The following is a 21321-nucleotide window of genomic DNA, read 5'->3' on the forward strand; positions in this document are numbered from 1 at the left end:
CACGGCGACACGCGGTGCCCGCCCGACACGCCCGAGCGCGCGGGCGGGCGTTGTCACAGGTAACCTGCCCGCCGTGACTCGCGACACCGTCTCCCCGTCCGACCGCTCGCGTGCGATCGCGCTGTGCGAGCGCATCGACGCGGTCTTCGACCAGCGCGTCGTCGGGCAGCGGCAGCTGCGCACGTCGCTCGTCGTCGCGCTGATGTGCGGCGGGCACGTGCTGCTCGAGTCCGTGCCGGGCCTCGCCAAGACGACGGCCGCGCAGACGCTCGCGCACGCGGTGTCGGGGTCGTTCCACCGCATCCAGTGCACGCCCGACCTCATGCCGTCGGACATCGTGGGCACGCAGGTCTTCAACTACGGCACGTCGCAGTTCACGACGCAGCTGGGCCCCGTGCACGCCAACGTCGTGCTGCTCGACGAGATCAACCGCTCGTCGGCCAAGACGCAGTCGGCGATGCTCGAGGCGATGCAGGAGCGCCAGACCACGATCGCGGGCGAGATCCACGCGGTGCCGTCGCCGTTCATGGTGCTGGCCACGCAGAACCCGGTCGAGGAGGAGGGCACGCACGTGCTCCCCGAGGCGCAGATGGACCGGTTCCTGCTCAAGGAGGTCCTGGACTACCCGGACCCCGCGGAGGAGGTCGAGATCCTCGACCGCATCTCCGACGGTCGCATGGTCCGCCCGCTCGACGCGGACCGGCTGGGGCTCGACGAGGTGGCGTGGCTGCAGCGCCTGGTCGACCAGGTGTACGTCGACGCGTCGATCCGCCGGTACGTCGTCGACCTCGTCGCGACGACGCGCGGCCGCGGCCCCGTGCAGGTCCCGGGCCTGGACCGGCTCGTGCGGATGGGCGCGAGCCCCCGCGGGTCGATCTCGCTCATGCGGGTCGCGCAGGCCGTCGCGCTGCGCGCGGGTCGCGGGCACGTCGTCCCGGACGACGTCCACACGCTGCGCAACGCCGTGCTGCGCCACCGCATCGTGCGCACGTTCGACGCGATCGCCGACGACGTGTCGACCGAGTCGATCATCACGTCGGTGTTCGACGCCGTCCCGGTGCCCTGAGCCCCGTGCCCGCCCGGTCCCGCCTCGCGCTCGTCCGCGCGCGCCTCGAGCTGCCCACGCTCCGGCGCGCCACGGGCCTGCTCGACGGACGGCACCGCGCGGTGTGGAAGGGCCACGGCGACGAGGTCGACGACCTGCACGTCTACACGCCGGGCGACGACGTGGGCGACATCGACTGGCGGGCGTCGGCGCGCTCGGCGCAGCCCGTGGTCAAGCGGTACGTCGAGACGTCGAACGTCACGCTCGTGCTGGTCGTCGACACCGGGCGGCACATGACCGCGACGTCGGCCGGCGGCGAGCCCAAGCACGAGGTCGCGCAGCTCGTGGCCGACGTGGTCGCGCACCTCGCGCACCAGCGCGGCGACCGCGTGTCCCTCGTGGCGGGCGACGCGGGCCGTGTGGTCGAGGTGCCGTCGGGCGCGGGGACGACGCACCTGGAGGTGCTGCTGCGGCGCGTGCAGCGCACGTTCGACCCCGACGCGCCCGAGGGCGACCTGGCGCGCCTGCTGGACCGCGTGCTGCGCGGCACGCCGCGCCGGTCCCTGGTGGTCGTCGTGACCGACGAGGCGCGCCCGGGCGAGGCCGACGAGCGCGCGCTCGCGCGGCTGCGCACGCGGCACGAGGTGATGGTCGTGCAGGTCGTCGACGCGGATCTGTTCGCGGCCGGTCTGGGCGCCGCGCCGGGGTCGCTCGCGGGCGGCTCGGCGGCGACCGAGCGCGGCCGGCCCGTGGTCGCGCCGCCGCGCGGGCGCCGCGTGCGGGACGTCGTGACGGGCTGGTCGCTGCCCGCCTACCTGCGGGGCCGCCGCGCCGTGCGCGACGCCGTGGCCGCGGCGCGCACCGAGCGGCACGCGCAGGTCGAGGGCAGGCTGCGGCGGCTGGGCGTGCGGTCGGTGAGCGTCGAGAGCACGCACGACGTGCTCGACGAGATGGTCGCGCTGCTGGGGAGGTCGCGCCGTGCCGGCCGCTGAGCTCGTCGACCCGATGCCGTTCTCGTGGTGGTGGCCGTGGGTCGCCGGCGCGATCGTCGTGCTGGTCGCCGCGTGGTTCGTGGGCGTGCTGCTGTGGACGCGCCGCCCCGCCGGCGCACCGCCCGAGCCCACCCCGGCCCCCGCCGCGCGCCCCGCGGCGAAGGCGAGCACCGACCCGTGGGCGATGCTGCGCGCCACGACGCTCGCGCGCCTCGACGAGGTCGAGCGGCGCTACCGCGCGGGTGACGTCGACGCGCGCGGCGCGCACCTCGAGCTGCGCGCCGCGGTCCGCGAGTTCGCGACCGTCCGCACGGGCGTCGACACCACGACCATGACGGCCTCGCAGGCGCGCGAGCGCCGCGAGACGCGCCCCCTCGCACCGCTGCTCGAGCAGTCGTCGGTGCCCGCGTTCGCCCGGTCGTCCCGCACGCGCGTCACGCGCTCGCTGGACCAGGCCCGGGCACGGGTGCGCTCGTGGTGACGCGCGCGGGCCTCGAGGTGCCGTGGCTGGTGCCGGTCGTGCTGGGCGTCGTGGCCGCGGCCGTGCTCGTGGGGCTGCTGCTGCGCGACCGCCGCGCGACCACCGGCGTCGCCAACACCGAGGACCTGCGGCGCGTGCCGGCGCTGCGCGCGTGGCGCGTGCGGTACCGCGCGCTGCGCGTGGGGCTCGCGCTCGCGGTCGCCGCGTCCGCCGTCGGTGCGGGCGTGCTCGCGGCGCGGCCCGTCACGGTCGAGGAGCGCACGCGCGAGCTCGCGAACCGCGACATCGTGCTGTGCCTCGACGTGTCGGGGTCGATGGTCGACTACGACGAACGGGTCGTCGCGACGTTCGAGCGGCTCGTCGAGGGGTTCACGGGCGAGCGCGTGGCCCTCGCGGTGTTCGACTCGACGTCGTCGACCGTGTTCCCGCTGACCGACGACTACACGCTGGTGTCCGAGCAGCTGCGCGCGGCGCGCGAGGCGTTCGCCGACCCCCGCTCTCCCGAGGCGGAGGCCATCTACCGCGGCACGTCCGGGCTCGAGGGACAGGCGTCGCTGGTCGGCGACGGGCTCGCGTCGTGCACGCTGCTGTTCGACCAGTTCGACGCCGACCGGTCGCGCTCGGTCGTGCTCGCGACCGACAACGAGGTGTGGGGGTCCCCGATCTACACGCTGCCCGAGGCGGCCGCGCTCGCGGCGTCGCGCGGCGTCGTGCTGCACGCGCTGCACGCCGCCGGGCGTGAGACGTTCGCGGCGTCGACGGCCACCGAGATGCGCCTCGCGGCGGAGTCGACGGACGGCACGTTCTCGACGGCCGACGACGCGGGCGCCGTGCCCGCGATCCTCGCGCGCGTGCAGGCCAGCCAGCTCGCCGCGATGGACGCCGACCCCGAGCGCGTCGTCACCGACGACTCCGACGGCTGGCTCGTGCTGCTGTACGCCGCGGGGCTCGCGGCGGTCGTGCTGGCCTGGCGGGTGCGCGCATGAGCGCCCGCACGGTCGTGCCCGTCGCCGTCGTGCTGCTCACGGCGGTGCCGGTGCTGCTGCTGTGCGTCGGGCAGGCGCTGGGGCTGCGGGTCGAGCGCGCGGGCGGACGGCTGCGCGTGCGGCGGTCCGACGCGCCGCGCGCGGGCGGGTGGACGTGGTGGCGGCGGGCCGCGCTCGTGGTCGTGCTAGGCGTCGTGGGCCTCACGCCGACGACCGCGGCGACGCAGGCCGGCGGTGCGCGCGTCGGCGTGCAGGTGTGGTTCGTGGTGGACCGCACGGGCTCGATGGCCGCCGAGGACTGGGCCCGGGCGACGCCGTGGTCCGCGGCCCGGGCCTGCCGCCCGAGCCGGCCGTGCAGCGTCTCGACGGCGTGCGCCACGACGTGGTCTCGCTCGCGGGCGACCTGCCCGGCGGCTCGTACGCGGTGGTGGGCTTCGCCGACGAGGCGGGCACGCAGCTGCCCCTGACGGACGACGTGAACGCCGTGCGCGCGTGGGCGCAGACCGTGACGCAGGAGGTCACGGCTGGGTCGGCGGGCACGAGCCGCGACCGCGCGCTCGAGGTGCTGACGCGGTCGTTGCAGGACGCGCGCGACCGCGACCCCGCCATGGTGCGCCTGGTGTTCTACCTGTCCGACGGCGAGCAGACCGCCGACGCCGAGCCGGGCTCGTTCGCGGAGGTCGCCGAGCTCGTCGACGGCGGCGCCGTGCTCGGGTACGGCACGGCGGCCGGTGCGCCGATGCGTGAGTTCGACGGCGTGGCCCGCCCCGACGCGCCCTACATCCCCGACCCGGACGACCCGTCGCGCCCTGCGCTGTCGCGCGCCGACGAGGCCGCGCTGCGCGAGGTCGCCGCCGAGCTCGGCGTGCCGTACGTGCACCGCGACGGCCCCACCCCGACGGCCGACCTCGTGGCCGACGTCGACGTCGCGGCGATCGCCGCCGACGGCCGCGCGGACCTGTCGACGCAGCGCGACCTGGTGTGGCCGTTCGCGCTGCTCGCGGGCGCGCTGCTCGCCGCCGAGGCGTGGACGTGGGCGCGTGCGTCGAGCCGTCGCCGCAGGAGGACCTCATGAGCAACGACGACCGCCGGGACCGGCGTCGCCGCGGGGCCGAGCAGCAGCGCCGCCGCCGCGAGGCCGAGGAGCAGCGCCGCGCCGCGCGCCGCGCGGCCGTCGAGCTGAGCCAGCGCACCGCGCAGGCGCGGGCGGCCGCGCGCGGCGCGGGCCGTCCGGCCACCCGCAAGGAGCGCCGCGCCGCGAAGCGCGCCCGCATCGCCGCGATGCCGCTGCACCGACGGCGGCGCCGGCGGCTGCTGCTCTGGAGCTGGCTGCCCGCGCTCCTGCTGCTCGCGTTCGCGCTGAACGTCTCCCGCATGGCGCCCGGCTACGCCGCGGCGCGCGACGTCTACGACCACGACGACGCGTGGCGTGCGCTCGACGCGTTCGAGCAGGTCAAGGAGCGCACGATCGTCGAGCGGTGGAAGGCCGCGTTCAACGCGGGCACCGCGGCCTACCGCGCGGGCCGGTACACGCGCGCCGTGCAGCACCTCGACGAGGCGCTCGCCGGGGTGCCCGAGCAGCACCGGTGCGACGTGCAGACCAACCGCGCGCTCGCGCTGCAGGCCGCCGAGGCCTCGGCGGTGAAGAGCGCGGACGAGCAGCTCGAGTACGCGAGGAAGCTCGCCGACGCGCTCGCGGCGCAGGCCGCGGGCGAGCCGTACGACCCCGCGGACCTCGAACCCCGGTACGGCGACGAGCCGCCCGTCCTGGCCGACGAGATGTCGTACGCCTCGTTCCTGCTCCGCATCGCCGCCGACCACGCGGCCCTGGCGGCCGAGGCGCTCGGCGACCCGGCGTGCACGCCGCCGCCCTCGCAGGGTGGCGGAGGCGAGGACGACCAGGAGGACCAGGGCGGCGGGGGCGGCGGCCAGGACGAGCAGGAGGGCGGCGGCGAGGACGACGCGTCGTCCTCGCCGCAGGCCGCCGCCGAGCAGCGCATGCAGGACCTGCTGGACCTCGCGACGGGCGTCGACCAGCTCGCTCGCGCGGCCGAGGACGGCACCGTCGACGACGTCCCGGCGCCCGGCGCAGGCCCGGGCGACCAGGGCGCACCCGACCCCGCGCAGGCGGAGGCCGAGCGCCAGCAGCAGCTCGCCGAGCGCAACGGCCAGGCGGGCGGTGGCGGTGGTGACGGCGCCGAGGGCGAGGGCGAGGGCGGCTCGGGCGGGCGCGGCGGCGGCGACCAGCCGGGCACCGGCGGCGGCGGGCGCGGCGGCCGGAACTGGTGAGGCGACGACGGGTGCGAGGATCGAGCACGTGCGCGTGACCGATCCCCCCGCCTTCGACGTCGTGCCCGACGTGCGCCTCGTCGCCGTCGACATGGACGGCTCGCTGCTCGACGACGCCAAGCGCGTCGACCCGTCGTTCTGGCCGCTGCTCGACGCGCTCGTGGCGCGCGGCGTCGCGGTGTGCCCCGCGAGCGGCCGGCAGTACGCGACGCTGCGGCGGCAGCTCGGGCGCGACGACCTGGTGTACGTCGCGGAGAACGGGGCGCTCGTGGTGCGCGACGGCGACGTGCTCGCGGTCGACGGCCTGGACCCGGCGACCGCGCGGGACGTCGTGCGGACGGTGCGGTCGCACGCCGCGGGCGGCGCCGACGTGGGCGTCGTGCTGTGCGGGCGCGCGTCGGCGTACGTCGAGCGCACCGACGCCGCGTTCCTCGCGCAGTGCGAGCCGTACTACGCGCTGCTCGAGCACGTGCCGGACCTCACGGCCGTCGAGGACACCGTGCTCAAGGTCGCGGTCTTCGACTTCGGCGCCGCGGAGACGGGCGTGGCACCGGCCCTCGCGGCGTTCTCGGACGCGGCGCGCGTCCTCGTCAGCGGCGAGCACTGGGTGGACGTCATGAGCCCGACGGCCGACAAGGGGCACGCGCTGCGCGACGTGCAGGCCGCGCTGGGCGTCACGCCCGCGCAGACCGTCGCGTTCGGCGACTACCTCAACGACCTGGGCATGCTCGACGCGGCGCACTGGTCGTTCGCGATGGACAACGCGCACCCCGACGTCCGGGCGCACGCGCGGTACGTGGCACCGTCCAACGCGGACAACGGCGTGGTCCGCACGCTGCGCGCGCTGCTGCGACTGCCCTGACCGACGCGCGACGGCGTGCGGCACGGGCCCGCGCGGGGTGGGATGGACGCATGAAGACACGCAACCTCGCCGGAGTCCCCGTCAGCGCCGTCGGCCTGGGCGGCATGCCCATGAGCATCGAGGGCCGCCCCGACCGGGAGCGCTCGGTCGCCACGATCCACGCCGCGCTCGACGCGGGCGTCACGCTCATCGACACCGCGGACGCGTACCACCTGCACGCGGACGAGGTCGGCCACAACGAGGAGCTCATCGCGCAGGCGCTGCGCTCGTGGGGCGGCGACACGTCGGGCGTCGTGGTCGCGACCAAGGGCGGGCACCTGCGCCCGGGCGACGGCTCCTGGACGCTCGACGGCTCGCCCGAGCACCTGCGCGCCGCGGCGCAGGCGTCGGCCCGCCGCCTGGGCGTCGAGCAGATCGGCCTCTACCAGTTCCACCGCCCCGACCCGCAGGTGCCGTACGCCGAGTCGCTCGGCGCGATCGTCGAGCTGCTCGACTCGGGGCTGATCCGCATGGCCGGCATCTCGAACGCCGACCCGGACCAGATCCGCCTCGCGCAGGAGCTGCTGGGCGGCCGGCTCGCGTCGGTGCAGAACCAGTACTCGCCGTCGTTCCGCTCGTCGCAGCCCGAGCTCGAGCTGTGCGCCGAGCTGGGCGTCGCGTTCCTCCCGTGGAGCCCGCTGGGCGGCATCCGCAGCGCGCGCGACCTGGGCACGCGCTACGCCGCGTTCCAGGAGGTCGCCGACGCGCACGGCGTGAGCCCGCAGCAGGTGACGCTCGCGTGGGAGCTCGCGCAGGCCGACGTCGTCATCCCGATCCCGGGTGCGTCGCGCCCCGCGTCGATCCAGGACTCGGTGCGCGCCGCGGACCTCGAGCTGACGGCCGACGAGGTCGCCGCGCTGGACGCCGCGGTGACGTGAGCCCGCCCGGGACACGGCGAGGCCCCTCGGACGCTTACTCCGAGGGGCCTCGTACCGGGGTCCAGGTTACCGAGCGCGGTGGGCCGTCGGGTGACCGGCAGGTGGCGTGTCCACAGATTCTGTCCACACCCCTGTGTCTGACGGGTGGATTCCCAGGTATCCCTGTGGAGAGCGTTGTGGACGGAGCGGTGGACGAAATCGCCCCGCGCCACCCTCTTGTGGCGCTCGCCGCACAGGACTAGACATGGGTCATCGGCCTCGACCGACCGCCCGCCACCTGCGGAAACACTCCTCCGGGAGTGCCCGTGGAGGGCGTGCGACCGGCGGGGACGGACCGAGCGGAGAACGTGTGGACGCCTCGGCGGGGAGACCCGTCGACCTGTGGATGATGACGCAGGGGACGCACCGGTACCGCGAGGTCGATCGTGGTCGTCCCGCCCGCGGCGGACCGGTGCGCCGGACCCGTCGGGTGCCGGGACGGAGCCGCACCGTCAACAGCGGCGCCGGCCACCGGGCGACCGGTGGCGCGTGGGCACGCGGTCACGGGAGGGCCCCTCGGACGCTTACTCCGAGGGGCCCTCCTCGCGTCCCGGCGCGCGCTCCCCCGCCGGGCTCGGCGCGAGCGCGGCGACGTCACGCGGGCGCGGACTCCACGAGGATCGTCACGGGCCCGTCGTTGACCAGCTCGACGGCCATGTCGGCGCCGAACCGGCCCGTCGCGACCTCGAGCCCGCGCGCCCGCAGCGCCGCGACCACGGCGTCGACCAGCGGCTCGGCGACCGGCCCCGGCGCCGCCGCGTTCCACGTCGGCCGGCGGCCCTTGCGCACGTCGGCGTAGAGCGTGAACTGGCTGACGACGAGCACGGGCGCACCCGCGTCGACGGCCGACCGCTCGTCGCGCAGGATGCGCAGCTCGGCGATCTTGCGCGCGACGACTTCGACCTGCGCGGGCCCGTCGCCGGGGGTCACGCCGACCAGCGCGAGCAGACCCGGGCGGTCGATCCGCCCCACGACCTCGCCGTCGACGCGCACGGCCGCGCGCGTGACCCGCTGGACGACCGCCCTCACGCGGCGCCGCCGAACGTCGCGCGCACCTCGCCGACCGGCTGCCCGTGGCCCAGCACGGGTGTCGCGCCCACGGGCGCGACGAGGACAGGGTCGACCCCCGCGACCGCGAGCGCCGCGGCCAGCACGGCGGCGCGCGGGCGCGCCGACCCGTCGAGCACCTTGAGCGCCACCGCGCCGCCGTCCGGCAGACCCGCCGCGTACACGCCGTCGGCGCCGTCCTTGGCGACCAGCCCCGGCACGGCCCGCATGACGTCCGTGACGTCACGACCGGTGCCGCCGACGTGCCACGGGTGCGACGTCATCGCGCGCGCGACCCGCGCGAGCGGCGACGCCGGGTCGCCCTCGGACGCGATCGCGCCGAACGCGCGCGCGAGGCCGACCAGGGTCGTCGACAGCAGCGGCGCGCCGCACCCGTCGACCGTCACGTGGTCCACCGGCGCGCCCGTCAGCTCGGCCGTCGTCGCCACCACGGCCCGCTGCAGCGGGTGCGCCGGGTCGCGATACCCCGCGACGTCCCAGCCCGCCGCGCGGCACGTCGCGAGCATCGCGGCGTGCTTGCCCGAGCAGTTCTGCGTGAGCGGCGCGGGCGCGTACCCGTCGGTGCGCCGCTGCCACGCGGCGTCGGCCGACAGCGGCCAGTCGGGCGTGTTCTGCAGGTCGCCCTCCCCCAGCCCGGCGCCCGCGAGCACGCGCCGCACGACGTCGAGGTGCCCGGGCTCGCCCGAGTGGCTCGCGCACGCGAGCGCGAGCTCCTCGCCGTCCACGTCGAGGCCCGCGCGGAGCATCGCGACGGCCTGCACCGGCTTGAGCGACGACCGCGGCCACACCACGACCTCGGGGTCGCCGAGCGCGAGCCGCACCGCACCGTCGGGCGCGAGCACGACGACGTGCCCCAGGTGCACCGACTCCACGAGGTCGCCGCGCACGACGTCCGCGAGCGGGACCGCCGCCGCCGCGACGGCGCGCCCGCTCACCACCCGCCCCGCGAGCCGCCGCCCCGGCGTCCCGAGTACGGCCCGACCGCGGGCCGCACGTCGACCAGGTAGACGATCGCGGCCGCCGCGCTGCCGAGCGCGAGGAAGCTCAGGCCGAACGACGGGAACCCGGGGATCGGCACCGAGATGAACGCGACGACCGCCGCGGCCACGAGCACCCACGTCCAGAACTGCTTGGTGCGCTTGCCCGCCGCCGTGAACGCCCCCGCCGGGCGCCGCAGGCAGTCGACCAGCGCCCACGCGCTCAGCACGAAGATCGTCAGGTAGAAGACGAAGAACAGCAGCGCCTGCACCGACCAGATGAAGTTCACGCCCCGACCCTACGAGACGGCGTGACGGTCAGCCGCGCGGCAGCACCGTCAGACCCTCGGCGCGCGCCGCGGCGGCGAGGTGCTCGTCCCACGCGAGCACGAGCAGGTCGGGCGAGCGCAGCGCGAGGGCTGACGCGAGGTGCACCGCGTCGGCCGCCCGCAGCGGGTGCCGGTCGACGAGCCGCGCCGCCGCGTCGAGCACCGCGGGCGTCGTCTCGACGAGTCGCAGGCCGGGCCGCAGCCGGTGCCACGCCGCCGCCGCGGTGCGCGCCGCGTCGTCGTCGAGCGCGCCCGCGCGCCGCCCCGACGCGAGCACCGCCCGCACCTCGGCGTCGGCCAGCCGCGACGTCGCGACGAGGTCCGCACCGTCCCACACGGCCGCGACCAGCGCGGTGCCCGGCTCGGCGACGCACAGCTTCACCAGCGCGCTGGTGTCCAGGTACGCGAGCGCCACGGTCAGCGCCGCAGCCGTCGCACGAGGCCCGAGACCGCGCGCGCGGCGCCCGCGGCACGCTCGGGCTCGGCGGCGGGCCGGTCGCCCTCGGCGGCCGTGAGCAGGCCGTCGCGCTCGAGCCGCGCGACGAGGTCGGCGGACTCGATCCCGACCAGGCGCGCGACGGGCACGCCGCGCTCGGTCACGACGACGTCCTGCCCCGACCGCGCCGTCTCGATCCACTGCCTGAGCTCCGCGCGCAACGCGCTGACCGCGACCTCCATGCCCCCGGACGCTACCGGGCGCGGCGGGTCGACCGGCGCGGGGCGCGCCCGGGCGGTGCCGTCAGAGCTCGGGCAGGGCCGCGCGCGCGTCCTGCGGCGACGCCCCCGCGGCCTCGAGCAGGTCCACGACGAGCGAGCGCAGCAGCAGCACGAGCGACTGCGCCTGCCAGTCCTCGGGCACCAGCGTGTGCGGGTCGAGCGTCGCCGCGAGGTCGAGCAGCCGCTCGCGCGCCGCCCGGGCGTCGTGCCCCGACCCGACGGCGGCCGCGAGGTCGTCGGTCGAGCGTGCCGCCGACGCGACCGCGTCCGCGAGCCCGGGCGCGACGTGCCCGTCCTCGACCGCGGCGATCGCGCGCCGCGCGAGCACGCGCGCGTTCCGCATCGCGCGGTCGAGCAGCACGGACTCGTCGACGAGCCGGTGCAGCTCGCCGCGGTGCCGACGGTGCGCGGGCGCGAGCCGCACGAGGTCGGCCGCCGAGCGCGCCGCCTCGCGCCACTCGTCGAGCGCGGGCTGCGAGGCCCGCCCCGTGAGCAGCGCCGACTCGACGTCGTCGACCGCGCGGGCCCGCAGGCCGCGCGACAGCAGGTGCAGCACGGCCGCGAGCTCCTGCACGGCGGCCTGCGCGAGCGTGCGCGGGTGCCGCCGCGGGTCGGTGGGCGTGAGCAGCGCGACCGCGAGCGCGACGCCGCCGCCGATGAGCGCGTCGACCCAGCGCCCGAACGGCGAGCCCGTGGTCTGCGGCAGCCCGACGATGACGATCGCCTGGACGCCGGCCTGCGTCGTGAGCATCAGGCCGCGGTCGAGGAACCGGCCCAGCAGCGCCGCGACCAGCAGCACGAGCGCCATCTGCCACACGCCGGAGCCGATGACGTGCACCACCAGGTCACCCGCGCCGACGCCGATCGCCACCCCGACGGCGAGCTCGGCCACGCGCCGCACGTTGCGGTTGCGCGAGAACCCGAGCGCGATCCACGCGCTCACGGGCGCGAAGAACGCGGCGGGGTGCCCGGCGACGTACCGCGCGATGCCGTACGCGACACCCGCCGCGAGCGACGCCTGGAGGATCAGCAGCCACGACGCGCGCACGCGCGCCCAGCCCGCGCGGAGCCGGGACTCGACCTGCAGCCGCAGCGTCGCGGACGACGCGAGCGAGGACGCCGCGCTCACGACGCGCCCGCCGCGCGCGTCACGGGCCGAGCATCGGGTGCTGCCCGAGCCCCCGGGTCAGCGGACCGCGCGGCGCGGGCCGGTCGGCCGTGACGCCCTCGCCGCGGACGACGACCTCCTGGCCGGCGGACACGGCACCGCCGTCGCAGTCGACCAGCAGGACCGCGTCCTCGGGCACCGAGCGCTTGACGACCGCGAGCGCGACCGGGCCAAGCTCGTGGTGACGCGCGACCGTGGTGACGCGCCCGACGGCGCGACCCGGCTCGGCGGCCTCGCCGCCCCGGCCGTGGGCGCCGCGGCGCCCGGCAGGCGCACGGCCGCGCCGACCTCGGGCACGAGGTGCCCCGAGCCGTCGAGGTGCAGCATGACGAGCCGGCGCGGCGGGCGGCCCAGGTTGTGCACGCGCGCGACGGTCTCCTGGCCGCGGTAGCAGCCCTTGTGCAGGTGCACGGCCGTGCGCAGCCAGTCGACCTCGTGCGGGATCGTGCGGTCGTCGACCTCGTGGGTCGCGCGCGGGCGCCACGCCTCGACCCGCAGCGCCTCGGACGCCCACGTGCCGACGAGCGGCCAGCCCGCGGCCTCGCGGGCCCGGACCTCGTCGGCGAGCCGCTCGCGCGGTACGAGCACGAGCCGCCAGGGCCGGTCGACCCCGGGGTGCGCGGCGTCCTCGGCGCCGTAGCGCGTCCCGCCCAGGGCCGTGCGGGGCCACGGGTCGCGCCACGTCACGGGCTCGCCCTCGGCGCCCTCGGCGTCGACGGGCTCGCCGATCGCTGCCCACGCGTCGGTGACGTCGGCGACCTCGACGCGCAGCATGAACCGCATGCGGTCGAGCCACGCCGCGAGCGTGGGCGCCGTCTCGGTGAGCAGCCACGTGGTCGCACCGTCGTCGACGACGCCGACGGCGTGCTCGACGTGGCCGTGCGGGTCGAGCACCAGCAGCTCGGTGGACGTGCGGGGTGCGAGCGTCGCGACGTCCTGCGACGTCAGGGAGTGCAGCCACGTGAGCCGGTCCGGCCCGGTGACGGTGACGACCCCGAGGTGCGACTGGTCGACGACCGCGCCGCCGCGCGCGAGCGCGCGCTGCTCGGCGGTCGGGTCGCCGTAGTGCCAGGCCACGCCCGCGTCGGGCCCGGCGCCGGCGACGGCGCCGCGCCGCGCGAGCAGCGGGCTGCGGTGCCGCGGCTCGCCCGGTGCGACGTCCGCGTCGGTCGGCGTGGCGGCGGGCTCGGTGCCGGGCTGCGTGGTCACGTCAGTCGTCCACCCTGCTGAGGCGTGCCGACGCGTACGACTGCAGCGGCTGCCCGAACGCGGCGAGGTCGTGCGCCCACATGAGGTCGCCCTCGACGAGCCCGTACAGACGCTTGCCCGCGTTGACGGCCGCACCCGACGCGGTGTGCGCGATCAGGTCCGACGCGAGGTCGATGCGGCCCTTGCCGACGGCCCCGACGTAGACCGACACGTTCCCGGAGGGGTCGGCGAGCAGCAGCTCGACGGGGTGCTGGTCCTCGGGCAGGTCGGACGGGCGCTCGGGCGGCACGCGCCAGTACCCGGACTCCGTGGACCACACGGGGCCGTCGTGCGCGTCGGCGGTCGCGCCGCCGCGGGCGGCGTCCGGGTCGCCGTCGGGCGCGGGGGCGTCGTCGCCCGTCAGCGCGGCCGCGTCGTCGGGTGCGACCACCAGGCGGATCGTCGTGCGGTACGCGAGGTACGGCCCGCCGTCGTGCGTGACCTCGAGCTCCTGCGTGAAGGCGCTCTCCTCGATGCCGGGGTACCCGACGACGCCCTCGCCGCGCCAGCGGCCGACCAGCCAGGCGAGCGGGTAGACCTCGGGCGCGAGGCCCTCGGGCAGCACGAACGGCACAGTGCCTCCTCGGCTCGGGCGCGCACCGGCGGTGGCCGGCGACGTGCACGGGACGCGCACCGCCGGGTCGGCGGCACGCGGGCGCGGTCAGCGCCGAGGGCTCAGCGCTGGCCCTTGTAGAGGCGGTACACGACGAAGGTCGCGAACCACCCGATCGTCAGCGTGGCGGCCACGAGCAGGCCGATGAAGAAGCCCTCGAGCGCAGTCATGCACCGATCCTAACGACGCACGGCGCTCGGATCGTCCCGAGCGGCCGGCACCGCGTGGTCCCGGGCCCCGCTCAGCCGGCGAGCACGCGCCCCGCGACGTACACGAGCACGCCCGACACGGTCACCGGCAGCACGACCACCGCGAGCGCGGGCACGCGCCGCACGAGCGCCGGCAGCCGGTCGAACAGCGCGTGCATCGCCGCGACCAGCACGCCCACGCCCACGCCGAGCGCGACGCCCGCCGTCAGGTGCACGGTCGGCAGCAGCCACCCCACGAGCGTGCCGCCGGCCGTCGCCGCGGCCACGGTCACGAGGTACACGACCCACGGGCGGCCGCGCAGCGCGACCGCGGCCGAGCCCAGCGCGAGCGCGATCGCACCCGCGACGACCAGCTCGTCGCCGCCCGTCAGGCGGGCCGTCGCGACCCAGCCCGTGACGCACACCGCGAGCACCGTGCCGGTGACGGTGCCCGAGACCGACTCGACCATGCGCACGCGCCCGTCGCGGCGCAGCAGCTCGTTGACGAACGCCAGGACGACGGCGCCCGCGAGCACGAGCGCCATGTGCTGCAGGAACGGGTCCTCGGGCGTGATCGTCACGGCCGCGACGGCGCCCAGGCCGCCGAGCCCGACGACGGCACCCGCCCCGGGCGTGAACGGCAGCCCCGCGAGCGCGGGCCAGCCGACCGCGAGCGCGACCACCAGCACGGCGCTGACCACCGCGAGCGGCAGCATGCCGAAGTAGCCCGCGACCGCGACGACCGCGGCCAGCACCGCCGTGACGACCGACCGGGTCTCGACGCTCATCGCGCACCTCGCGGGCCGCCGTGCGGCGTCGTCACGGGTCGCTCCGGGGCGCGTCGGGTCCAGCGGGGGTCGGCAGGCACGCGGGCGATTCTCGCAGACCGCGCGTCCCGCCCGGGCGGGACGCAGGGCGCGGACGGGTGGTGCGGAGGGTCGTACCGCGAGACCGTGCCCGTGCGCGGGGCGGCACGTTGTAGCGTGTCCCCACTCGCAGCCAGGAGGTGACCGGTGGCGGATCTGCTGCTCCTCACGCCTGCGTCCGGGGGTTCGGCACAGGTGCTGCCCGCGTTGGGGCTCCTGTCCCACCGGGTCCGTGTGCTTCCCGTCGAGCCGTCCGCCCTGGTGGACGCGCCGGACGCGGACATCGTCGTGCTCGACGCGCGGCGCGACCTGGTCACCGCGCGCACCACGTGCCGCCTGCTGCGCGCCACCGGTCTGACCGTGCCGCTCGTGCTGGTCCTCACCGAGGGCGGCCTGACGGTCGTCACCGCCGAGTGGGGCGCCGACGACCTCGTGCTCGAGCACGCGACCCCCGCCGAGGTCGAGACGCGGTTCCGCCTCGTCATGGAGCGCGCGGCGACCGCCGCCTACGACGACGCGCCGCAGGAGATCTCGTCGGGCGAGCTGACGATCGACGCGGGCGGCTACACCGCCCGCCTGCGCGGCCGGCCCCTCGACCTCACGTACAAGGAGTTCGAGCTCCTCAAGTACCTCGTGCAGCACCCGGGCCGCGTGTTCACGCGCGCGCAGCTGCTGCAGGAGGTCTGGGGCTACGACTACTACGGGGGCACGCGCACGGTCGACGTCCACGTGCGGCGCCTGCGCGCCAAGCTGGGGCCCGAGCACGAGCAGCTCATCGGCACGGTCCGCAACGTCGGCTACCGGTTCGACCCGCCGAAGGACCGCCGCCCGGTCGACGACCGCGCCGACGTGCCGGAGCCCGCGGACGCCTGACGCCCCCGCCGGGGCGGGTGGACGCGGTGCGCACGCGCGCCGACCGGGCCGTACGCTGGGGGCAGGGAGCGCCGGGAAGCCTGGTCGGCAGCCGCTGCGTCGACCCCTCGGAGGCCCCGTGCCGATCTCACCCCGCCCTCGCCCGCGCCTGCTCACGCGCCCGTCCGTCGGTGCCGAGCGCAACCTCCGCGACACGCTGCGCGACGAGCGCACCGGGGGTGTCCTGCTGCTCGTCGGTGCGCTCGCCGCGCTCGTGTGGGCCAACGCGTCGCCCGGCACGTACCGCGCGGTCTCCGACACGGTCGTGGGGCCGGCCGCGCTGCACCTCGACCTGAGCCTGGCGCACTGGGCGTCCGACGGGCTGCTCGCGATCTTCTTCTTCGTCGTCGGGCTCGAGCTCAAGCGCGAGATGGTCGTCGGCGAGCTGCGCCACGTGCGCACGGCCGTGCTGCCGGCCGTCGCGGCGGTCGGGGCATGCTCGTGCCCGCCGGGATCTACCTCGCGGTCAACCTCGCGCGCCCCGACGGCGCACCCGTCGGGTGGGCGGTGCCGACGGCCACCGACATCGCGTTCGCGGTCGGCGTGCTGGCGCTCGTCGGTCGCGGGCTGCCGGTCGCGCTGCGCGCGTTCCTCCTCACGCTCGCGGTCGTGGACGACCTGCTCGCGATCGTCGTCATCGCCGTCGCGTACACGGACCACGTCGCGATCGGCCTGCTCGCCGGGGCGCTGGTCGCGGTGGCGGCGTTCGGCGTCGCGCTGGCACGCGGCCTGCGCAGCCCGTGGCTCCTGGTGCCGCTCGCGCTGGCGGCGTGGGGCCTGCTCCACGCGTCGGGCGTGCACGCGACGATCGCGGGGGTGCTGCTCGGCTTCGCCGTGCCGGCCTCCCCCGGCTCCGCGCGCCACCCCCGCGCGCCCACCGCCGCCACGGTCGAGGACGCCGACCCCGGCCAGCCGGACGGCTCGCTCGCGGAACGCTACGAGCACGTGTGGCGTCCCGTGTCCGCCGGCCTCGCGGTACCGGTCTTCGCGTTGTTCGCCGCGGGTGTGACGATCGCCCCCGAGACCCTCGGGGCGGCCCTGGGCGACCCCGTCGCGCAGGGTGTCGCGCTGGGCCTCGTGCTCGGCAAGCCCCTCGGCATCCTCGGCGCCACGTGGCTGCTGGCGCGCTTCACCCGCGCGCGGCTGGCGCCCGGGCTCTCGTGGGCGGACGTGCTCGCGGTCGGCGCGCTCGCCGGCATCGGGTTCACGGTGTCGCTGCTCGTGGGCGTGCTCGCGTTCGGCGAGGGCTCCGCGCACGACGAGCACGTCGTCGTGGCCGTGCTCGCGGCGTCCGTGGTCGCGGCGGCGATCGGCTCCGTGCTGCTGGCCTGGAGGTCCCGCGTCCACATCGCCCGCGCCGCGGACGTCACGGCCGACGACCGCCCCGACGGCACGGCGAACCGGTAGGTTCGCACCCGATGACCACCGTAGACTCCGCGTCGCTCCTCCTCGACGGCCCGTGGGAGCACCGCTTCGTCACCGCGAACGGTGCGCGGTTCCACGTGGCGCTGTCCGGGTCGCAGGACGCGCCGCTCGTGCTGCTGCTGCACGGCGTCCCCCAGCTGTGGTGGGCGTGGCGGCACCAGCTGCCCGTGCTCGCCGCCGCCGGCTACCGCGTCGCGGCCATGGACCTGCGCGGCACGGGCTGCTCCGACAAGCCGCCGCAGGGCTACGACGTCCCGACGCTCGCCGCCGACGCGGCCGGCGTCGTGCGGTCGCTCGGCGCCGACGACGCGGTCGTGGTCGGCGCCGGCACGGGCGGCGACGTCGCGTGGGCGACCGCCGCCTACCACCCCGACGTGGTCCGCGCGGTCGCGGTGCTGGGCGCGCCGCACCCGCTCGACGCGCTCGCGCTGCCCCGCACGCCCCCGAGGCCCGCGGCGACGTCGCTGCTCGCGTTCGCGCAGCTCCCGTCGTTCCCCGAGCGGGCCATGACCCGTGGCGACCTGGTGGACCGCATGCTCGCGCACTGGGGCGGGGTCGCGGGCCGGCCGGACGCCGAGGCCGTCGAGACGTACCGGCGCGCGGCGCGGGTGCCGTTCGCCGCGCACAGCCAGCTCGAGCAGGTGCGTTGGCTCGTGCGCTCGACGCCGCGCCCGGACGGCGGGCGGTACCGGGCGGTGCTGCGCGACGCGCGCCCCGTACCCGTGCTGCAGGTGCACGGGCGGCGCGACGGCCTGCGGCCCGCCACGTCCGCGGCGCTGCGCCCCGGGACCGCGCACGTGGCGACCACGTACCGGTTCGAGCTGCTGCGCGACGCCGGCCACTACCTCACCGACCAGGCGCCCGAGATCGTGGGCGAGCTGCTGGTCGACTGGCTCGCGCAGGTCGACCCGCCGCGCTGAGCGACGTGCGGGCTCCGGTCAGCCCTTGAGCATCGCCTCGGCCCGCACGGGGTCGGTCTCGCCGATGCCTGCCGACGGGCACAGCGACGCGACCGGGCACGCACCGCACGCGGGTCGCCGCGCGAAGCACGTGCGCCGACCGTGGAAGATCAGCCGGTGCGACGCCATGGTCCAGTCGCGGCGCTCCAGCAGCGCCCCCAGCTCGGCCTCGATCACCACCGGGTCGTCGCTCGTCGTGTACCCCAGACGGTGCGAGAGCCGCTGCACGTGCGTGTCGACCGTGAGGCCCGGCACGCCGAACGCGTTGCCCAGCACGACGTTCGCGGTCTTGCGGCCCACGCCGGGCAGCGTCACGAGGTCCTCGAGGCGCGCGGGCACCTCGCCGCCGAACCGCTCGGCGAGCGCGCGCCCGATGCCGGTGAGCGAGCGGGCCTTGGCGCGGAAGAACCCGGTGGGGCGCAGGACCTCCTCGAGCTCGCTCGGGTCGGCGCCGGCCATCGCCTGCGCGTCGGGCCACCGCGCGAACAGCTCGGGGGTCGTGAGGTTGACCCGCACGTCGGTGGTCTGGGCGGACAGCACGGTCGCGACGAGCAGCTCGAAGGGGTTCCGGAAGTCGAGCTCGCAGCGTGCGTCGGGGTAGCGCTCGGCCAGCACCCGGTCGATCCGTCGCGCGCGGCGCGTGCGCGCGAGCGCGGTCTCTGCACGGGTGGGCGCCATGCCTCGAGAGTAAAGCCGGTCACAGGCAAGCGTTCCCGTTGCTCCCAGCGGGTGAAGAGATCGGGTGATCCGTCGCGGAACGGTCAAGGCGGGGCCGTCGCCCGCCGAACCAGGGTCATGCCGTCCCGCGTCGAGCGACCGCTCCACGACCTGCGCCTGGAGCGTCGGGCGCTGCGCGCAGAGCGCGACCTCGTGGCCTGGTGGCGGCGCCTGGTGCGTGCCCGGATCGACCTCGCGGTCGCGGGGGCGGCGACGCCCGGGCCGCTCGGCGAGCACGTCGCGTTCGCGCTGCCGCTCGAGGTCGCGCTCGAGGTGCCGCGGCCCGACGAGCTGCGCGCGACGCTCGGCGAGGGGACGACGGGGCACGACGTGGGAGCGCTTCCGCAGCTGCGGTCGCTCGACGCGCAGCTCGCGCGCTACGAGGCGGGCGTGCTGGAGGCGCTCGCCCGCACGACCTCGCGCCTGGTGGCGCACGTGGCCGCCGACCCCACCGCCGCGGCGCGGCGGCGCACACGCTCCGTCGAGGGCCGCTGACCGACGCCCGGTGCGCCCGCGGGCGCGCGGCGGGCCCCGGATGGGGCACACTGGCGGACGGGGCGTCCGGCCGTGAGCGTCGGACGCGATGCACGCCCGCGGTTCCGCGGGAAGAGGAGAAGGGACCGCCGTGGCGGAGGACATCGTGCTGACGGCACCGCTGTTCGCGGGCATGGACGAGGGGTCGTCGACCGCGCTGATCGCGTCGATGAAGGTCCTCGACGTCACGCGCGGCGAGGTGCTGTTCCACGAGGGCGAGCCGGGCGACCGGCTGTACCTCGTGCGGGACGGGAAGATCAAGCTCGGACGCCGGTCGAACGACGGCCGCGAGAACCTGCTCGCCGTGCTCGGCCCGGGCGAGATGTTCGGCGAGCTGTCGCTGTTCGACCCGGGGCCGCGCACCGCGACCGCGACGGTGGTCGCCGACGCGGTCGTGCTCGAGCTCGGGCACCACGACCTCGTGGCGTGGCTCGCGGACAAGCCGACGGTCGCCGAGCACCTGCTGCAGGCGCTCGCGCGCCGGCTGCGTCGCACCAACGAGGCGCTCGCCGACCTCGTGTTCTCCGACGTGCCCGGTCGCGTCGCCAAGGCGCTGCTGGACCTGTCGACGCGGTTCGGCCAGCCCGTCGACGAGGGCATCCGCGTCGCGCACGACCTCACGCAGGAGGAGCTCGCGCAGCTCGTCGGCGCGTCGCGCGAGACGGTGAACAAGGCGCTCGCGGACTTCGCCGCCCGCGGCTGGGTGCGCCGCGAGGGCCGCGCGGTCGTGCTGCTCGACGTCGACCGTCTCGAGCGCCGCGCGCGCTGAGGCCACGCCCGACGACGACGGGGCCCGGATCCGCGCAGGCGGACCGGGCCCCTCGTCGTCCGGCGCCGACGCCGGAGGCGGTCAGGCCGTCTCGACGACCAGCTCGACCTCGACCGGGGAGTCCAGCGGCAGCACCGCGACGCCGACCGCCGAGCGCGCGTGCACGCCCACGTCCCCGAGGACGTCGTGCAGCAGGTGGCTCGCCCCGTTGACCACGGCGGGCTGCGCGGTGAAGCCCGCGTCGCTCGCGACGAACCCGACGACCTTGACGACGCGCGTGACGCGGTCGAGCGCGGCGACGGGGTCGCCCCCCTCCTCCGCCGCGAGCAGCGCACCGACCGCCGCGAGCGCGTTGAGCGCCGCCGTGCGCGCGAGGTCCGTCGCCGTCTCGACGTCGACGGCCGCGCCGACCTTGCCCGTGGCCGCGAGCGTGCCGGCGACGAACGGCAGCTGCCCCGAGGTCCACACGTGCGCACCGGAGCGCACGGCGGGGACGTAGGCGGCGACGGGTGCCGCGACGTCGGGCAGCGTCAGGCCGAGCTCCGCGAGGCGGGCCGCGACGCGCGACGTCGCCATCAGGCGCCCTTGGGCCGCTTGAGGTACGCCACGAGCCCCGCGTCGGGACCCTGGATCACCGTGACGAGCTCCCACCCGTCGGAGCCCCACTGGTCGAGGATCGCCTTGGTGGCGTGGATGATGAGCGGAACGGTCGCGTACTCCCACTGGGTCGCCATGCGCCCACCCTAGCCGCGGGCGACATCGCGCCGGCACCCCGCCCCGAGGCCTCGACGCACCTGCCCCGCGGGCGTCGTGGTAGCGCTCACACGCCGAGGACCGCCATGTCGTCGGCGTCGACCAGCTCGGCCCGCCACGAGACCACCTCGGGGCGGCGGCGCAGCAGCGCGCGACGCTCACGCTCGGTCATGCCGCCCCACACGCCGAAGTCGGCGCGGCTGTCGAGCGCGTCGGCGAGGCACTCGAGCCGCACCGGGCACCGGTGGCACACCTCCCGCGCGTCCCGCTGCGCCGCCCCCTCGACGAACAGCGCGTCCGGGGCCACCTTGCCCTGACCGCACTGCGCCCGAGCCGTCCAGTGCCCGTCGTGCACCTGCACCCCCTGCGCCCCCTGCCCTGCCACCGTGAACCTCCGCGTGTCGTCCCAGCGTGTCGCCGAAGGTACTGGCCCGCAGGCGCCCCTGACGAGCCCCCGGAAGTGTCTT

The 21321-nt window shown here is 76.8% G+C and carries 25 protein-coding genes and 2 pseudogenes; 14 read left to right on the plus strand and 13 right to left on the minus strand.

The features are described 5' to 3' along the window. Window positions 1-73 precede the first annotated feature (73 nt). The 9 genes from GY42_RS10540 to GY42_RS10575 are packed head-to-tail and all read left to right on the plus strand — an operon-like array spanning window position 74 to window position 7572. Complete coding sequence (locus tag GY42_RS10540) at window positions 74-1066, plus strand: AAA family ATPase (protein ID WP_046529295.1); 993 nt, start codon at window positions 74-76, stop codon at window positions 1064-1066. A 5-nt stretch (window positions 1067-1071) separates the two neighbouring features. Then, window positions 1072-2037 (plus strand): DUF58 domain-containing protein, encoded by a 966-nt coding sequence (locus tag GY42_RS10545; RefSeq protein WP_052748317.1) that lies wholly within the window; start codon window positions 1072-1074, stop codon window positions 2035-2037. Beyond that, a complete protein-coding gene (locus GY42_RS10550) occupies window positions 2024-2518 on the plus strand; it encodes a hypothetical protein (protein ID WP_046529296.1) in 495 nt (164 codons plus the stop codon). Before GY42_RS10545 ends, GY42_RS10550 begins: the two co-directional genes overlap by 14 nt. Next, on the plus strand, window positions 2512-3504 hold the full coding sequence (locus GY42_RS10555; protein WP_052748318.1) for a VWA domain-containing protein: 993 nt from the start codon (window positions 2512-2514) through the stop codon (window positions 3502-3504). The genes GY42_RS10550 and GY42_RS10555 overlap by 7 nt, the downstream gene beginning before the upstream one ends. Next, window positions 3501-3971: a hypothetical protein gene (locus tag GY42_RS18240; RefSeq protein ID WP_052748319.1), complete on the plus strand. Its 471-nt coding sequence runs from the start codon at window positions 3501-3503 to the stop codon at window positions 3969-3971. The genes GY42_RS10555 and GY42_RS18240 overlap by 4 nt, the downstream gene beginning before the upstream one ends. Continuing rightward, window positions 3875-4579, plus strand: a complete 705-nt coding sequence (locus tag GY42_RS18245) for a vWA domain-containing protein (RefSeq protein WP_152667273.1) — start codon at window positions 3875-3877, stop codon at window positions 4577-4579. The genes GY42_RS18240 and GY42_RS18245 overlap by 97 nt, the downstream gene beginning before the upstream one ends. Continuing rightward, window positions 4576-5793, plus strand: a complete 1218-nt coding sequence (locus GY42_RS10565) for a hypothetical protein (RefSeq protein WP_152667274.1) — start codon at window positions 4576-4578, stop codon at window positions 5791-5793. The genes GY42_RS18245 and GY42_RS10565 overlap by 4 nt, the downstream gene beginning before the upstream one ends. A 34-nt stretch (window positions 5794-5827) precedes the next feature. Then, entirely contained in the window at window positions 5828-6655 is an 828-nt protein-coding gene (locus GY42_RS10570) for a Cof-type HAD-IIB family hydrolase (RefSeq protein ID WP_269082305.1), read from the plus strand. Window positions 6656-6705: 50 nt separating this feature from the next. Beyond that, complete coding sequence (locus GY42_RS10575) at window positions 6706-7572, plus strand: aldo/keto reductase (protein WP_046529298.1); 867 nt, start codon at window positions 6706-6708, stop codon at window positions 7570-7572. A 633-nt stretch (window positions 7573-8205) separates the two neighbouring features. Here GY42_RS10575 and dtd read toward each other — a convergent pair. The 9 genes and pseudogenes from dtd to GY42_RS10620 all read right to left on the minus strand — a co-directional run bounded on the left by dtd (window position 8206) and on the right by GY42_RS10620 (window position 14707). Beyond that, entirely contained in the window at window positions 8206-8640 is a 435-nt protein-coding gene (gene dtd / locus GY42_RS10580; RefSeq protein ID WP_046529299.1) for a D-aminoacyl-tRNA deacylase, read from the minus strand. Continuing rightward, window positions 8637-9614 (minus strand): asparaginase, encoded by a 978-nt coding sequence (locus tag GY42_RS10585; protein ID WP_046530842.1) that lies wholly within the window; start codon window positions 9612-9614, stop codon window positions 8637-8639. Before GY42_RS10585 ends, dtd begins: the two co-directional genes overlap by 4 nt. Next, the gene (locus GY42_RS10590) at window positions 9611-9946 is read right to left on the minus strand and encodes a DUF2516 family protein (RefSeq protein WP_087508565.1); all 336 of its coding nucleotides are present in this window, start codon (window positions 9944-9946) and stop codon (window positions 9611-9613) included. Before GY42_RS10590 ends, GY42_RS10585 begins: the two co-directional genes overlap by 4 nt. Before the next feature lie 28 nt (window positions 9947-9974). Then, the gene (locus GY42_RS10595; protein WP_046529300.1) at window positions 9975-10400 is read right to left on the minus strand and encodes a type II toxin-antitoxin system VapC family toxin; all 426 of its coding nucleotides are present in this window, start codon (window positions 10398-10400) and stop codon (window positions 9975-9977) included. 2 nt (window positions 10401-10402) lie between these two features. Beyond that, window positions 10403-10663, minus strand: a complete 261-nt coding sequence (locus GY42_RS10600) for a type II toxin-antitoxin system Phd/YefM family antitoxin (RefSeq protein ID WP_046529301.1) — start codon at window positions 10661-10663, stop codon at window positions 10403-10405. Window positions 10664-10724: 61 nt separating this feature from the next. Further along, a complete protein-coding gene (locus tag GY42_RS10605; RefSeq protein WP_046529302.1) occupies window positions 10725-11831 on the minus strand; it encodes an FUSC family protein in 1107 nt (368 codons plus the stop codon). Window positions 11832-11850: 19 nt separating this feature from the next. After that, a pseudogene (gene ygfZ / locus GY42_RS10610) lies at window positions 11851-13079 on the minus strand (CAF17-like 4Fe-4S cluster assembly/insertion protein YgfZ). Between the two features lies 1 nt (window position 13080). After that, window positions 13081-13692, minus strand: coding sequence for an FABP family protein (locus GY42_RS10615; RefSeq protein WP_046529303.1), 612 nt, complete (start codon window positions 13690-13692; stop codon window positions 13081-13083). Between the two features lie 280 nt (window positions 13693-13972). Then, window positions 13973-14707, minus strand: coding sequence for a hypothetical protein (locus GY42_RS10620; RefSeq protein WP_046529304.1), 735 nt, complete (start codon window positions 14705-14707; stop codon window positions 13973-13975). 225 nt (window positions 14708-14932) lie between these two features. Here GY42_RS10620 and GY42_RS10625 point away from each other — a divergent pair, with 225 nt between their 5' ends. From GY42_RS10625 to GY42_RS10635, 3 genes and pseudogenes are all read left to right on the plus strand, one after another. Continuing rightward, window positions 14933-15658 (plus strand): winged helix-turn-helix transcriptional regulator, encoded by a 726-nt coding sequence (locus tag GY42_RS10625; RefSeq protein WP_046529305.1) that lies wholly within the window; start codon window positions 14933-14935, stop codon window positions 15656-15658. A gap of 118 nt (window positions 15659-15776) precedes the next feature. Further along, window positions 15777-17104 (plus strand): annotated as a pseudogene (gene nhaA / locus GY42_RS10630) (Na+/H+ antiporter NhaA). Between the two features lie 11 nt (window positions 17105-17115). Beyond that, window positions 17116-18042, plus strand: coding sequence for an alpha/beta fold hydrolase (locus GY42_RS10635; RefSeq protein WP_046529306.1), 927 nt, complete (start codon window positions 17116-17118; stop codon window positions 18040-18042). Between the two features lie 18 nt (window positions 18043-18060). Here the strand turns inward: GY42_RS10635 and nth are convergent, their stop codons facing one another. Further along, complete coding sequence (nth, locus tag GY42_RS10640) at window positions 18061-18759, minus strand: endonuclease III (protein ID WP_046529307.1); 699 nt, start codon at window positions 18757-18759, stop codon at window positions 18061-18063. A gap of 117 nt (window positions 18760-18876) precedes the next feature. Here nth and GY42_RS10645 point away from each other — a divergent pair, with 117 nt between their 5' ends. Both GY42_RS10645 and GY42_RS10650 read left to right on the plus strand, forming a co-directional pair. Then, entirely contained in the window at window positions 18877-19293 is a 417-nt protein-coding gene (locus tag GY42_RS10645; RefSeq protein WP_046529308.1) for a hypothetical protein, read from the plus strand. A 130-nt stretch (window positions 19294-19423) separates the two neighbouring features. Then, a complete protein-coding gene (locus tag GY42_RS10650; RefSeq protein ID WP_046529309.1) occupies window positions 19424-20101 on the plus strand; it encodes a Crp/Fnr family transcriptional regulator in 678 nt (225 codons plus the stop codon). Between the two features lie 81 nt (window positions 20102-20182). Here GY42_RS10650 and GY42_RS10655 read toward each other — a convergent pair whose 3' ends face one another. The 3 genes from GY42_RS10655 to GY42_RS10660 all read right to left on the minus strand — a co-directional run bounded on the left by GY42_RS10655 (window position 20183) and on the right by GY42_RS10660 (window position 21239). After that, window positions 20183-20677, minus strand: a complete 495-nt coding sequence (locus GY42_RS10655) for a RidA family protein (RefSeq protein ID WP_046529310.1) — start codon at window positions 20675-20677, stop codon at window positions 20183-20185. After that, complete coding sequence (locus GY42_RS19610) at window positions 20677-20835, minus strand: hypothetical protein (protein ID WP_163275479.1); 159 nt, start codon at window positions 20833-20835, stop codon at window positions 20677-20679. The genes GY42_RS10655 and GY42_RS19610 overlap by 1 nt, the downstream gene beginning before the upstream one ends. An 86-nt stretch (window positions 20836-20921) precedes the next feature. Beyond that, entirely contained in the window at window positions 20922-21239 is a 318-nt protein-coding gene (locus tag GY42_RS10660) for a WhiB family transcriptional regulator (protein WP_276209593.1), read from the minus strand. Between the last annotated feature and the right edge of the window lie 82 nt (window positions 21240-21321).

The sequence above is a fragment of the Cellulomonas sp. FA1 genome, assembly GCF_000986825.1.
GTDB classification, from domain to species: Bacteria; Actinomycetota; Actinomycetes; order Actinomycetales; family Cellulomonadaceae; genus Cellulomonas; species Cellulomonas iranensis.